At 43.3% G+C, this 14,650-nt stretch carries 12 protein-coding genes and 1 pseudogene; 12 read left to right on the forward strand and 1 reads right to left on the reverse strand.

The annotated features are described in order from the left end of the window. From ruvA to QHG54_RS06985, 8 genes and pseudogenes are all read left to right on the forward strand, one after another. Complete coding sequence (gene ruvA, locus QHG54_RS06950; protein WP_317993878.1) at window positions 1–618, forward strand: Holliday junction branch migration protein RuvA; 618 nt, start codon at window positions 1–3, stop codon at window positions 616–618. A gap of 12 nt (window positions 619–630) precedes the next feature. Further along, complete coding sequence (gene ruvB, locus QHG54_RS06955) at window positions 631–1,731, forward strand: Holliday junction branch migration DNA helicase RuvB (protein WP_317993877.1); 1,101 nt, start codon at window positions 631–633, stop codon at window positions 1,729–1,731. A gap of 226 nt (window positions 1,732–1,957) precedes the next feature. Next, entirely contained in the window at window positions 1,958–2,395 is a 438-nt protein-coding gene (ybgC, locus tag QHG54_RS06960) for a tol-pal system-associated acyl-CoA thioesterase (RefSeq protein ID WP_317993876.1), read from the forward strand. Window positions 2,396–2,541: 146 nt separating this feature from the next. Further along, a complete protein-coding gene (gene tolQ, locus QHG54_RS06965) occupies window positions 2,542–3,255 on the forward strand; it encodes a protein TolQ (RefSeq protein WP_317993875.1) in 714 nt (237 codons plus the stop codon). A 12-nt stretch (window positions 3,256–3,267) separates the two neighbouring features. Continuing rightward, a complete protein-coding gene (gene tolR, locus QHG54_RS06970) occupies window positions 3,268–3,720 on the forward strand; it encodes a protein TolR (protein WP_317993874.1) in 453 nt (150 codons plus the stop codon). 79 nt (window positions 3,721–3,799) lie between these two features. Further along, window positions 3,800–5,248 (forward strand): hypothetical protein, encoded by a 1,449-nt coding sequence (locus QHG54_RS06975; protein ID WP_317993873.1) that lies wholly within the window; start codon window positions 3,800–3,802, stop codon window positions 5,246–5,248. 46 nt (window positions 5,249–5,294) lie between these two features. After that, entirely contained in the window at window positions 5,295–6,617 is a 1,323-nt protein-coding gene (gene tolB / locus QHG54_RS06980; protein WP_317994079.1) for a Tol-Pal system beta propeller repeat protein TolB, read from the forward strand. Between the two features lie 1,022 nt (window positions 6,618–7,639). After that, a pseudogene (locus QHG54_RS06985) lies at window positions 7,640–8,097 on the forward strand (IS607 family transposase); the annotation flags it as partial. Window positions 8,098–8,576: 479 nt separating this feature from the next. Here the strand turns inward: QHG54_RS06985 and QHG54_RS06990 are convergent. Beyond that, on the reverse strand, window positions 8,577–9,323 hold the full coding sequence (locus tag QHG54_RS06990) for a YebC/PmpR family DNA-binding transcriptional regulator (protein ID WP_317993872.1): 747 nt from the start codon (window positions 9,321–9,323) through the stop codon (window positions 8,577–8,579). A 404-nt stretch (window positions 9,324–9,727) separates the two neighbouring features. Between QHG54_RS06990 and QHG54_RS06995 the strand changes: the two genes are divergently transcribed. From QHG54_RS06995 to tilS, 4 genes are all read left to right on the forward strand, one after another. Continuing rightward, window positions 9,728–10,417 carry a cell cycle transcriptional regulator TrcR gene (locus QHG54_RS06995; protein ID WP_317993871.1) on the forward strand — a complete coding sequence of 230 codons (690 nt, stop codon included), beginning with the start codon at window positions 9,728–9,730 and terminating at the stop codon, window positions 10,415–10,417. A 214-nt stretch (window positions 10,418–10,631) separates the two neighbouring features. Further along, entirely contained in the window at window positions 10,632–11,141 is a 510-nt protein-coding gene (gene pal, locus QHG54_RS07000) for a peptidoglycan-associated lipoprotein Pal (RefSeq protein WP_317993870.1), read from the forward strand. Window positions 11,142–11,212: 71 nt separating this feature from the next. After that, on the forward strand, window positions 11,213–13,132 hold the full coding sequence (locus QHG54_RS07005) for a tol-pal system protein (RefSeq protein ID WP_406604080.1): 1,920 nt from the start codon (window positions 11,213–11,215) through the stop codon (window positions 13,130–13,132). After that, window positions 13,117–14,643, forward strand: a complete 1,527-nt coding sequence (gene tilS, locus QHG54_RS07010; protein WP_317993868.1) for a tRNA lysidine(34) synthetase TilS — start codon at window positions 13,117–13,119, stop codon at window positions 14,641–14,643. The genes QHG54_RS07005 and tilS overlap by 16 nt, the downstream gene beginning before the upstream one ends. Window positions 14,644–14,650 lie beyond the last annotated feature (7 nt).

Raw genomic sequence — 14,650 nt, forward strand, 5'->3', positions numbered from 1 at the left:
ATGATTGGCAAATTAAAGGGTAGTCTTGAGCATATCTTTGATGATCATATTATTCTTGATGTTCATGGTGTGGGCTATGTTGTTTTTGTCTCAAATCGGTTGCGTCCTTCTTTACCGGCTCTTGGTGAGAGTTTAAATCTCTTTGTTGAAACGCATGTTCGTGAAGAAGCCATCCGTCTTTTTGGTTTTGTTACGAAAGCCGAACAAGAGTGGTTTTGTCTTTTGCAAAATGTGCCCGGTGTAGGTGCAAAGGTTGCTTTGGCAATTTTAGGCACTTTATCGCCGGATGAACTCGCACAAGCGATTGCCTTAAACGATATTGCAATGATTAGCCGTGCTCCAGGTGTTGGCAAAAAAGTCAGTGAAAGAATTGTAAGCGAGCTTAAAAGCAAAGCTCTCCCCTTTAACGACAATGCACTCCATCGCGCGCCAAGCCCTCATCTGGAGATGACCAATCAACCTACAAACGAAGCTCTCTCCGCTTTGATGAAGCTCGGTTTTGAACGTGATAAAGCAGCCAGTGCTCTTGCTTTAGCAATGAAAACGCTTGAAGGGGAAAACATTTCCTCTGCACTGCTTATTCGTCATAGCCTCAAATTGCTTTCTCCTCCTACTTAATACAAGGTAATAATGCATAAAGATGAAGATCAACGCCTTTTGGGTGCCGTTCCCCTTCCAAACGATCCAGATCGTTCGTTAAGACCGCAAGTGCTTGATGACTTTATTGGTCAAGAGGCAGCACGGGCAAATTTAAAAATATTTATCGAAGCGGCTAAAGCACGCCAAGAAGCACTCGACCATGTCTTGTTTGTTGGACCACCGGGGTTGGGAAAAACAACACTTTCACAGATTATGGCCAAAGAATTGGGGGTTAATTTTCGTTCTACCTCAGGTCCGGTTATTGCTAAGGCAGGAGATTTGGCAGCTCTTTTAACCAATCTAGAAGAACGCGATGTTCTGTTTATTGATGAGATTCATCGTTTAAATCCGGCTATTGAAGAAATTCTTTATCCAGCCATGGAAGATTATCAACTTGATCTGATCATTGGTGAAGGACCTGCAGCACGTTCGGTTAAAATTGATCTCGCTAAATTTACTCTCGTTGCAGCAACCACGCGTTTGGGGCTTTTGACCACACCCTTACGTGATCGCTTTGGCATCCCAATCCGTCTCAATTTTTATACCATAGAGGAATTGGAATTTATTGTTCAGCGTAATGCGCGCCTTTTTGCAGTACAGATCAGTGATGATGGTGCCCATGAAATTGCACGCCGTGCACGTGGTACTCCACGCATCGCGGGACGGCTTTTACGACGGGTTTGTGACTTTGCTCTGGTCAAGCGGGCAAAAAAAATTGACCGAAAAGTTGCTGATGAAGCTCTTTCTCGTCTTGAAGTTGATCATCTTGGTCTTGATCCGCTTGACCGCCGCTATTTACTCCTTATTGCGGAAACTTTTTTAGGTGGTCCAGTGGGTATTGAAACGATTGCTGCTGCTCTCTCAGAACCACGTGATGCCATTGAAGATATTATTGAACCCTATCTCCTCCAACAAGGTTTTATTCAGCGAACTGCCCGTGGTCGAATTTTGACCCAAAAAGCTTGGACCCATCTAGGACTTTCTGCTCCAGCTTCCACCATTGCAACACAAAACCGTGCGCAACTTCAACTGTCCGATACACAAGACAATTTACCACTTCAGACGACTTTATGGGATGAAGAAGATGGTTGAAACATCTTTTTTTTAGGGGCATTAACAGGCAATAATGTACACGCTTTTCATGGACAACAAGTCCTTTTCAGTAAGTGAACTGCCCGCAGTTCACTTTTGACTCCAAAAAGCTTAAGCCTATGTAAGCCTTTGTGTTCCGGTTTCCATCACTTCAACACAAAAACATGTTCAACTATTAGTGTACAAGACAATTCACCACACCACACAATTTTATGGAATAGAATAAATGACAGAAAAAACCCCTTTTAAGAAAAACCATACAAATGCTTTTCATGATTTTCAGGCACGCGTTTATGTTGCTGATACAGATTTTTCTGGCGTGGTTTATCACGCGCGTTATTTAGAATTTTTTGAACGTGCCCGTTCAGAATTTCTAAGAGATACAGGTTTTAATAATAATTCTTTTGCATCAGGGGTTGAGGGGGAAAAGTTGTTTTTTGTTGTCCGTCGTATGGAAATCAATTTTTCCCGGCCGGCACAAATCGACAATCTTTTAACAATCAAAACAAGAGTCAATCGTGTTCAAGGCGCACGCTTTTATATGGAGCAATATATTCTGCATGAGGCTATAATGTTGGTAACAGCAAAAGTTGAAATTGCCCTCATTAATGAGACAGGAAAACCGCGACGTTTACCCAAGGAGCTTTCGACAATTCTTGTTTAAAAATATACTTTGTTAAAAAAACGATATCGTATGGGTTCTTTTACTGAAAAGAAAAGGGAATTTGTTTTCTTAAATTTAGAAACTATAAAACAATCTGTTTTATAGAATTTTAACAAATGAACCTTACATTCAGAGGGACAAAAATTATGCCACACATAGAATTAACAAGTCCGGAAACGATTGGCATGTTGCGCTTGTTTCTGCAAGCAGGTTTCGTTGTTAAAGCTGTTATGATTGGTCTGCTGCTGGCTTCTGTATGGAGTTGGGCAATTATTTTTGATAAAATGTTTACCTATCGGAGAATACGGCGTGAAATAAAACAATTTGAACGCATATTTTGGTCAGGGAAACCTCTAGAGGACCTTTATGCAACGTGTAAAAGTCAGCGCACCAATAGTATATCTGCAGTTTTTATGGCGGCAATGGCGGAATGGAAAAAATCCCTTGCAAAAGGAATCCATACATCGATAAGTCTGCAAAGCAGAATTGATAAGGCTATGGATCTTACTTTAGGGCGTGAAAGTGCAAAAATAGAATCCAAATTAAGCTTTCTCGCGACTCTTGGATCAGCTGGTCCTTTTATCGGCCTTTTTGGAACGGTTATTGGTATTATGAGTTCGTTTCTTTCCATTTCAGCGTCTCAAAATACCTCACTCGCGATTGTTGCACCAGGTATTGCAGAGGCGCTTTTAGCGACTGCCATTGGTTTGTTTGCAGCAATTCCAGCGGTTATTGCTTATAACAAATTGGTCAATGAAAGTGCTCAGATTATTGCACAAATAGAAAACTTCGCCGATGAATTTTCGACGATTGTGTCACGGCGTATTGATGAGACACTCACGTCTCATTCATCATTATAAGGGGGACGGTCTATGGGAATTTCAGTTGCTTCTTCTTCTCGAAAAAATACACGCAGGCGGCAGCGTTCAGGCAGTCAACTGATGAGTGAGATCAACGTAACACCTTTTGTTGATGTCACGCTGGTGTTGTTGATCATTTTTATGGTTTCTGCTCCACTGTTGGTCAACGGTGTTCCTCTTGATTTGCCGCACAGTCAAGCGGGTCCTGTGCGAACGGAGAGTACTCCGCTTACGGTTTCACTTGATGCGCAAGGGCGCTTAGCCATCAATCAAGACTATTACGATACATCTGAAGCTTTGATTGAAAAACTCAAAGACAGGCTTATCACGGATCCTACACAAAAAAACCAACGTATTTTCGTGCGTGCTGCTAAAACTGTTGAGTATCAACAAGTGTTACAACTGCTTGCTGATATCCAAAAAGCAGGTTTTTCACAAGTTGCTTTAGCAAGTCTCGCGCAATAAAATTTATTATAAATTGTCGCTCGTTGTCTGAAAAAACAACAAATCGCGCGTATACAGTTAAGAAACGCAAGGCATAACGATGAAAAAAGACTCCTATCATAGCATGAAACGAGGCTTGGCTTTATCCCTTGCAGTACATGTAATTTTTCTCAGCTGGGGGGCTGTTCAATTGATTAATCCTGTCTCTTTACCACAACAACTGGAAGCAATTCCGATTACTCTTGCCCCTTTGACACAAGAATTTTCCTCAAAACAAGGGGCATTGAATGCTCCTGTGGGTGCAATTCCCGCTGTGAAGCCAACCACTAAACCACAAGAAAAAGAAGAAGCCCTTCATTTTGGAGAGGGACAGGTAGATAGTCTCGCGCCCTTCAAACCAAAGGAAAAACCGCGGCTTGTTGAGACAACACCTTCACTATCGGGGGCAGCATCCGCGGAACCTTCACTCGCAGAAGAAAAGAAGGCGCCTGAAAGACCTGCATCACAACCTAAAGTACAAGAATTACAAGAGACAAAAGCAGAGAATGTTTCAGAACTGCATCAGGAGGTTGCTCGGGAGCTTGTACCGGAGGAGGTTGCGGAAACACCGCAAGAGAGTGTTCAGAAGGTTATGCCGGAGGTATCTCCGGAAGTGCATCAGGAGGTTGCTCGGGAGCTTGTACCGGAGGAGGTTGCGGAAACACCGCAAGAGAGTGTTCAGAAGGTTATGCCGGAGGTATCTCCGGAAGTGCATCAGGAGGTTGCTCGGGAGCGTGTACCGGAGGAGGTTGCGGAAACACCGCAAGAGAGTGTTCAGAAGGTTATGCCGGAGGTATCTCCGGAAGTGCATCAGGAGGTTGCTCGGGAGCGTGTACCGGAGGAGGTTGCGGAAACACTTAAAAATGAAGAGGTATCATTGCCGCAAACGGTTCATAGGATGCAAAAAATGCCTGTAGAGCAAGTGCAAATACGTCAACAAGTTCCCAAAGTTGCGCAGCCAGATAAATCTCCTCTTCCAAAGTTCAAACCAAAATCTGCCAAAAAATCCCCAAAGCAGAATGCGCAAACTGCGAAAAAACAAAATCAACAAATGGCTGAACAGACAATTGAAGAGATTTTGGCAATGGAAGAAAAAAATCTCTTTAATCGTGAACGCACGCAAGGAGGTGGGGCAAAGCGCTCTAGCGAACCAGAAGCTTTAGGGGCAAGAAAAAAGATCAATGATACCACAAAAATGGCACAAACATTGGTCAATATGGTTGGGGGATGTATTCAAAAAAAACTTAAACTCGTTGCTCTTGGCGGAGATTTAAAAAACCGTCCGGTTGTGCGTTTGCGATTTTATTTAAATCGTGAAGGAATGGTGGTGGGAGACCCCATCATTGACCCCTTAAGCGGTGAAGAAAGTCAACAAACTATTATGATAAGACAGGTGTATGCAGCTGTTTTTTCATGCCAACCTTATGCAGATCTCCCACGCGATCAATATGATTTGTGGGGACAGGGCTTCGATTTTAATGTTGATCCCCTTCAAGAGATAACTCAATGAAATACGAATATATTTTTCTGCCTTCAATGAAAGGATACACACCATGATGGTTATGACGAGACAGATATTTTTTTCTTGGTTTTTTGTCACCGTAGGTTTGTGGCTTTCGAGTTTTTCATCTGCTCATGCACAATTGAAAGGCACTATTTCCAGCGCTGATTTTAATCCCATTCCCATTGCAATCACGGATTTTGTTTCCAATGATTCAATTGGAGCGAAGATAACGGCCGTGATCACAGCAGATCTTGAAAGATCAGGACTTTTTTTACCGCTTGATAAAGCATCTTTTTTTGAAAAAATCTCCAATCCCGACAGTCAACCACATTTTCCTTATTGGCAAAAAATAAAAGCACAAGGCTTGGTCACTGGACAAGTTTTCAGAGAAACAGACGGACGATTGAGAGTCGATTTTCGTTTATGGGATGTCTTTGGACAGCGCCAACTCAAAGGACGGCGTTTTTATACAGCAACAGAGCGTTGGCGGCGTGTTGCACATATGATTGCAGATCAGATCTATAGTGAGATGACAGGAGAAAGTGGTTATTTTGATACACGGATTGTTTTTATAGATGAAACAGGTCCCCAAAATGCACGCATCAAACGCTTAGCAATTATGGATCAAGATGGAGCAAATTTGATCTATATTTCTGATGGCAGTGAATTGGTGCTTACACCGCGTTTTTCACCCAAACGGCAAGAAATTACCTATATGGCTTACGAATACAATAAAACACCCCATGTTTACCTTCAACAAATTGAAATGGGACAAAGGGAATTGATAGGGTCCTTTGACAATATGACAATTGCTCCGCGTTTTTCTGCTGATGGACAAAAAGTGATCATGAGTTTGTTGCAAAATGATGGAAGTGCGAATCTTTACACTATGGATTTACGCACCCGCACGATGACACGGCTTACAACAACTTCAGCTATTGATACCTCAGCTTCTTATTCACCAGATGGGACACAAATCGTCTTTTCATCAGACCGCAGTGGAAAGCCGCAAATCTATACAATGAATGCGGATGGGAGCAATCTCCAGCGTATTTCTTCAAATGAGGGCAGCTATTCTACACCCATTTGGTCTCCACGCGGTGATCATATCGCTTTTACAAAACAAGTGGAGGGACAATTTTCTATCGGCGTTATGCGTCCTGATGGAAAAGGAGAACGGATTTTAACCACGGGTTTTCACAATGAAGGACCAACTTGGGCTCCTAATGGCCGCGTGCTGATGTTCTTTCGCAAAGATCCGGGCATGGGACCAAAGATTTATACAATTGACATCACAGGGCGCAATGAACGTCAATTACCGACACCCAATGATGCCTCTGATCCAGCATGGTCGCCCTTGCTTAATATGCAATAAAATGTGCTTCTCAATAAAAAGAAACAGTGCACAAAAAATAAAGAGCGCACAGGCAAAGAAGTAGAGAGCGCACAGGCAAAGGCGATAGCGCAACTGCTATCGTATTTATAGCTTAACAAGGATGGTTTGCTGCATTTACGATCCGTTATCTCAATATATCGCAAGCTTTATATTGCATCCACTATGGTCTGTAGAGGATGCAATTTCTTTTGGGAGAACACCTCTTGAAAAAAGATCCTTGAAAAAGATTGGGAGAAAGCTTTTGGGTCTTCTGCTTTTGCTCCTTTCGTTGAGAATGTTTTAGAGTTTGCATGAGAGGCCTCTCTTTGAAGCAGGGCTTTTGATGTGTCAGGAAAATGAAGGCAACGCGTTGATTTATAAAGATAATTTATCTTTTTAAACTTGAAAGAGCGCTTCGAATAGCGTAAGTTTCTTTCATTTTAAAGCTGCTTGTTTTGTATCAATAACAACCGTTCGCTTACACGTACCAAGTGGGATTGGCGTGTGGATAAAGCCAGTGATGGGTGTGAGGATAAAAAACGTTTCAGAAAGGTGAAAATATGCTTGTTATGAACTGTCTCGGTGCACAAGCTGTTGGCAATATTAGGAGTTGATAAGCTATAATGATGGTGCCAGTTTGTGCTTTCATAAATAGATGGTTGGCATGAACAGATAGTGGGGCTCAATGGATTTTGCGTTATGCCCTTCTTGCGGTGTCGTGAAATCGGTTTGCTAGAGTTCTGAGGGCATTAACAGTTTACTTGTAATCTATTTATAGCGATATCATAATATTTATTCTGGAGAGATTTGTTGGGAGTGTAAGGCAAGCGCAAGCTTGGGGCGTTTCGAGCTGCACTCTACATTGTGGCAAGGGGGAGACGGCAAAATTCAAAATTGCTGCACAAGGCAAAATTATTGCTGACCATACGGCTGGAGGTTACCGCCGTTATGATCTTGCCAAGCTTGAGGTTTAAGCTTTGCTGAGGCTTAAAGATTTTTCGTTCGGGAGAATTGTTGCAACGAAAACTATAGCTTATGCTCGTCTAGCGAGCCATAATCAAAAAGATGATTGAGAAAGACAAAAACAAATTCTTGCGCTTTATTGTGCAAGCCAGGGTTGGATCACTCAATTTATCTCTGATTGAGGATCTGGAATGAACTATCGTAAAAAGGGGTCTTAAACGTTTATTAGATGCTCTTACGTGAAAATAAATCGCTCGTTTGGTGATCACGCATAAAGATCGTTTCTTACGCTTTGGTGCGGAATTGCTCTGCATCATTTGTGAAGCCAAACCGCGTTGAGGATGTTCTTCTCAATCAGAAAGAAAAAAACAATTTCGAAGAAGATTGAGCTAAAGATGTTTTAGAAATTATCACTGTCTTCAGTGCCCATCTTTATGGAAGTCTTTACCGAATTCGTTCTGGAAAAAAGCACAAATTATTCGAGAACATTCGTCAAGCGATAGGGGTATCGCAATGATTGTTGCTTACAAAATAGCGCTTGATTTAAACAATAAACAGCGAAGCTCTATGGTTCGCGCGGATGGTTGTGCATGCTTTGCTTATCATTGGGTGTTTGTTTAAAGCACATTTGTGCGTTGGCAACGCAATCCGTGTATTGTTCTTTATGAAGGTGCAAGCCGGCACCATCATACTCTTTTGCCAGCTCCCAATATTACGACAGCTCCTTGCATTTGAGAGCGTTCATGAAAGGCATTTTTATTCTTTTCTTGTACAGCTTTTATCCACATGCCAACTTCGCTTGTGATGTGCAAGAAAGTGATTTTGATTGGTTCAGCAGACACAGCTTTAAAATGAGAGAATCTTACGGTATCCGGGTCTCTCATTTAATATGAATAACGCTAAATTATCCTTATAAATCAATATGATAAAGCACATCGGTGTCCCTCAGAAGGGAGAGAAAGCGTACAGGGATGATTATATGTGCAATGATGCAGACTATGTAGACAGTTTTGCTAAAATCTCATCACTGACATCAAAATTGGCATAGACATTTTGCACGTCATCATCTTCTTCTAATGTCGAAATAAGCTTTAAAACTGATAAAGCTTTTTCTTCATCTATCGGCGCAAGGGTGGTTGCTTTCCAAACAGTTTTGATTGATTCTGCTTCTCCAAGTTTTGCTTCAAGCATTTTGGAAACCTCACCAATATCTTCAAATGCACAGGTAATATGGTGTCCCGTTTCTTCCGATTGCACATCTTCAGCACCGGCTTCTATCGCTGCATCCATGACGCTGTCTGCTGTTCCTGCTTGCGCCTTATAGATGATTTCACCAATCCGATTAAACATAAAGCTCACCGAACCTGTTTCTCCTAATGCTCCCCCTGATTTGGTAAAGGCGGCGCGCACGTTTGAAGCGGTGCGGTTGCGGTTATCGGTTAAAGCTTCGACAATAACTGCTACACCTCCTGGACCATAGCCTTCGTAGCGTACTTCATCATAATGTTCGACATCATTGCCCGAAGCTTTCTTAATCGCGCGTTCAATATTGTCTTTCGGCATTGATTGTGCCTTAGCATTCTGGACAGCGAGCCTTAAGCGCGGATTCATGGCTGGATCAGGAGCACCTTGTTTGGCTGCAACTGTAATTTCACGTGCAAGCTTCGAAAATATTTTCGAGCGCATTGCGTCTTGACGCCCTTTACGGTGCATAATATTTTTAAATTGTGAATGGCCTGCCATAGTTTCCCTTTCAGTTTGGGGCTTGCTTTTCTATTTTAATAACCCCTCAATTAGAGGCGCTCACATACCCTTTTTGATGCAACAAACGTGCCAACAAATGCGTTGCATCATAAGGTGAAGTGATCGAATAAATCCTTTAATAAGAAAATTCATCTTAAAGGTAAAGAGACTTTCTTGAAGGGCATCACAAGACAGGTGTCTTGTCGTCAATCAAAAATCACGCTATAACAGAATGTAATTTCATGGCAAAAGTGGTTTGTTCCATGTCTCGCTTTATCAAAGCGGGTGAACAGAGCCTGACAATATTAGGAGGAAATACTCCAAGATAGGAGAAATCTCCAGAGCTCCAGAGGGGGCAATAACCTGCCTTTTAAATAAGGCAAAGTGAGAGGATGTTATAAAAAATGGCAACGCAACTTTTGATGCCCAAAGCTACAGCTGTTTGGCTGGTTGATAACACGGCGCTTTCTTTTGAACAGATTGCAGAGTTTTGTAAATTGCATGTGTTGGAAGTAAAAGCTATTGCCGATGGGGAGGCTGCTTATGGTATTAAAGGCCTTGATCCGATTAGTTCTGGGCAGTTAACACGCAGTGAAATTGCACGGGTGGAGGCAGATGAAACCGCGCGCTTGAAAATTTCTGAGTCAAGAGTTCGCATCCCCGAAAAAAAACGCAAAGGCGCTCGCTATATCCCTCTTTCGCGGCGTCAAGATCGTCCAAATGGTATCTTATGGTTGGTGCTCAATCACCCTGAATTAAAAGATGCTCAGATTGCACGGTTGATTGGAACAACAAAAGCAACAATTGAACAAATTCGTCACAGAACCCATTGGAATAGCGCTAATTTGGTTCCTCGTGATCCTGTAGGACTTGGCTTGTGTTTGCAAATTGATTTGGATATCGAACTCCAACGTGCTGCGAAAAATCGCCCTGTCTCTTTTGAGGAAGACAGATCTTTAATCCCCGCATCGGTTACAGAAAATGCCGCCTTCAATGAAGAGGAAGATGTACAAGATCTCAACAAAAATTTCGATGCTGATAAAGTTTTTGCCAAATTAAACGCACTTCAAAAAAATCGTCAAGATGATGCATAAACAAAAATGATGCCGGTTAAGTATACGCGTGATTTCATGTTCATGCTGGGAAAGGTCGTGGGTGAAGAAAATTGATGGAGCTTAAAAAATAATGGTAGGTAAAAACACGAGAAAATTTTATCTTCATTAGGGATTAACGATTATTCTTGAAGTGTTTTGAAAGAATGTATCCGCCCCTTCAGTTTTGATTTTTACAATAAGGAGAACTCAATATATGCGCTCTATCAAAAATATTATCGTTCATCCCTTGGGCATGGTCCTTTTTTTCTCACTGTCCTTGGTTGGTTGTGGAAAAAAACATGGTGGCGGTATGAATAGCTCTTATTTAAATGGTGCGGGTTTTAATCAGGCGCCATTAGGTTCAGGGCAGGATTTTACTGTTAACGTTGGGGATCGTGTTTTCTTTAGTCTTGATTCTTCTTCAATCGAGCCTGATGCTGAACGTATCTTAATGCGTCAAGCAGAATGGTTGCTTCGTTATCCCTCCTATTTTATTACGATTGAAGGCCATGCTGACGAGCGTGGTACGCGTGAATATAATTTGGCACTTGGGCAGCGTCGTGCTGTTGCTGTACGCGACTATTTAGTGTCTCTTGGTGTGTCTGCGCAACGGATGCAAACAATTTCTTACGGAAAAGAAAGGCCTGTAGCTGTGTGTGATGATATTTCCTGTTGGAACCAAAATCGACGCGCTGTGACTACGATTAATAACAACGGTGGTTAAAAACACCAGTATAAATGGCCAGTATAAATAGTTTGTGTAAATTTTTGCATTGGTTTTTGGGGGAATGAAGTATGTTGGTATATAGAAAGCAAAATTGGAAAACCGTCTTTTTTATGTCGGTTCTTATAGCATGTCTTGCTTTGTCTGCTCAAAGTGCACCGCGAAGGGCTTCGCAATACTCTCCCTATGATTCAGCCCCTGCTGCTACGGATGCGGTTCCTGCTGCTACGGATGCGATTCCTGCTGCTACGGATGCGGTTCCTGCTGCTACGGATGCAGTGCCTGCTGCTAAAGATGCAGCCCCTGCCGCTAAAGATGCAGTGCCTGCTGCTACGGATGCAGCGCCTGCCGCTAAAGATGCAGCGCCTGCCGCTACGGATGCGGTTCCTGCCGCTACGGATGCGGTTCCTGCCGCTACAGATGCAGCGCCTGCCGCTACGGATGCAGCGCCTGCTGCTACGGATGCGGTTCCTGCTGCTACGGATGTAGCGCCTGCTGCTACGGATGCGGTTCCTGCTGCTACGGATGCAGTGCCTGCCGCTAAAGATGCAGCGCCTGCTGCTACGGATGCAGCGCCTGCTGCTACGGATGCAGCGCCTGCTGCTACGGATGCGGTTCCTGCTGCTACGGATGCAGCGCCTGCTGCTACGGATGCGGTTCCTGCTGCTACGGATGCAGCGCCTGCTGCTAAAGATGCAGCGCCTGCTGCTACGGATGCAGCGCCTGCTGCTACGGATGTAGCGCCTGCTGCTACGGATGCAGCGCCTGCTGCTACGGATGCAGCGCCTGCTGCTACGGATGCAGCGCCTGCTGCTACGGATGCAGCGCCTGCTGCTACGGATGCAGCGCCTGCTGCTACGGATGCAGCGCCTGCTGCTACGGATGCAGCGCCTGCTGCTACGGGTGTGGCGCCTGCTGCTACGGATGCGGTTCCTGCTGCTACGGATGTAGCGCCTGCTGCTACGGATGCAGCGCCTGCTGCTACGGATGCAGCGCCTGCTGCTAAAGATGTAGCGCCTGCTGCTACGGGTGTGGCGCCTGCCGCTACGGGTGCGGCTTCTGCTGTTTTAGATGCGGATTTCTCTTTTCAGGGGATGTTGCAAGATCGAGAATTTATTTTTGAAAATCAAGAGCCTCTCTTTAAAGATTATGATTTGGATAAGCTCTTGCATAAGATACGAACGGTGCTTGAGCATAACGATTTGGAAAGTGTCAAAAAACAATTTCATCGGCTTTTTGATAAAGAAAGCTCTGTTGTTTATTCTTGTCCTGCTGATTATGCCACTTTGGATGAAAACTTTAAGATTGCAAAGGAAGGGATGGGGCAGGGGTATCTTATACGAGAGGGTCACAACAGTCTTGCTGATGGGGAAAACCCTGGGAGTATGGAGAGCTATAACCAGGAAAGTCCTTTTGAAGAAATGGATGACCGTTCACAAAAAAACGGTGAACGCTTGCAGGTAGCACATAATTTGCTAAAGGAAAAAGAGGGGCGTTTGCAGGAAATACATGAAGAAAGCAATCCTGCCGAACTGCAGCGTAGTGAAGATGATTCTCTTCTTTCTTCAAAAACCCCTCTTTTTTCTCCCAAAACATTGTATAAAAAAGGCTATGATTTTATTCTTTCTGGAAACTACGTGAAAGCTGAAAAAGCTTTTTGTGCTTTTCAAAATCGGTATCAAAAAGACCCTTTAAGCAATGACGCTTTGTTTTGGTTGGCTGAAGCTTTGTTGGGGCAAAAACGCTATCATGAAGCAGCACAAGTTTATCTTAACGTATGGTATTTAGACAAAAAAAAGCTCTATACTTCTGAGATTTTGTTGAAGTTAGCAATCAGTATGGTTGCTCTTGGTCATAATGAAGAGGCTTGTGTACTTTTTGCTAAAAGACCAAAATCCTCTAAAACACCAAAACTTTCTAAAACATTGGAGTGCGTCTTTTGTAAACCTCTTAAAAGGGAGCGGAGGCATTCGCGGTGCTCGTTAGACTAGCAGGAAATCTCTTTAAAACATCAGATTTTATCGCGTGTCGGAAGTTAATCCTTGCGGTTTCAGGTGGTAGTGATTCGCTTGCTTTACTGTTTTTGGTCAAAGACCATTTAAAAACGCTCTCTGTTCCTCCAGAAATGATTGTCGTTACCGTTGATCATCAATTGCGGAGAGAATCAGCGCGTGAAGCTGCTACGGTTGCGGAAATTTGTCATGCCCATCACATTAAACATATCATTGTGCAGTGGGAAGGCAAAAAGCCAAAGACGCATATCGCGGCAAGTGCTCGTATTGCACGCTATGATCTTCTCTTTAAAGAAGCGCAAAAACAAGGTGCAACGCTTATTATGACAGGGCATACGCTTAATGATCAGGTTGAAACTTATCAGATGCGTTCTCAGCGCCTTAAAAAGAATGCCGATGTTTTGCAACAAGAAACCTTTGAAGATATGCATGATAGCATTTCTACGATAAACACTGCTACGAGAGACATTGGGCGCGCTTTGCAACAACAACGCTTTGAAGCTAAATTCGATAGGGTTGGGTTTACAGAAAGAGCAGCAAATATTGCCGAAAAAAGCTATGGGCTGGTGTATGAGCGCGGTTTATCTTGTATTCCGCGTGAAGCGTTGTTGCGTCGAACAGTGCGCTTGATTCGTCCACTCCTTGGCGTTAGGCGTAAAACATTGCGGGCTTATTTGCACTTAAAGGGAAAAACATGGATTGATGATCCAACAAATGAAGATCGCAATTTTGAACGCGTGCGTGTGCGTCAATCTCTTTATCCAAAAAAGCTTGCCGATATTGCTAAACAAGTGAATGAAGCAGCGCTTCAACGCCGTCAAAAGGCACAAAGTATTGCCGATTTGATTTTGGCTCTGGATATCACTGTTGAACATGGGCGTTGTTTTATTGCAAAGCCTGTACCATTTTTACAGCAACATCCAGACTTTCCTTTCGTCGTGGGACTTTTTACTGTGTTGATGGGAGGAGGCGCGTATTTGCTCCCTTTACCAAAATTGATCGCTCTTTTCCAAAAACTGTGTCTCCACTCTCCAGAAAAGCGGCGCTTTACTCTGGCTGGAGCTGTTATTGAAACTCACCAAAGGGGGGAATCCAACAGAAGCGGGATTGCTTTTTGGCGCGAATCTCGTAACCTTAAAAAAGCGGTTGTCGAGCCCGGAAAAACTTTTTTATGGGATGGACGCTATCAGATTACAAACCATGGATCTGAGGCGCTAAAGGTTGGACCTGCGGGTTTGGAACAGCTGAAATCTCTGTTGAAAAAGAGCAGTTGTGATCTTGAACGCCCCCATTACCCTTCTCTCCAATCGCTGTTGATGATCTCAAACGAGAAAGGGTACGATATTCCAGAGTTGACAGATCATGCTTTTTCACAACAAAATGTTACTATAAAGCGAATTATGGCTCCCTTCGATTGGCTTTTGTCACGCGAAGATGCTCCGTTTGTTAATGTTGTGGAGCCTTTTTTTAATATTGAGGTGAAAAGATAAAGAAAAA

This window comes from Bartonella gliris (assembly GCF_045277155.1).
GTDB classification, from domain to species: Bacteria; Pseudomonadota; Alphaproteobacteria; order Rhizobiales; family Rhizobiaceae; genus Bartonella; species Bartonella gliris.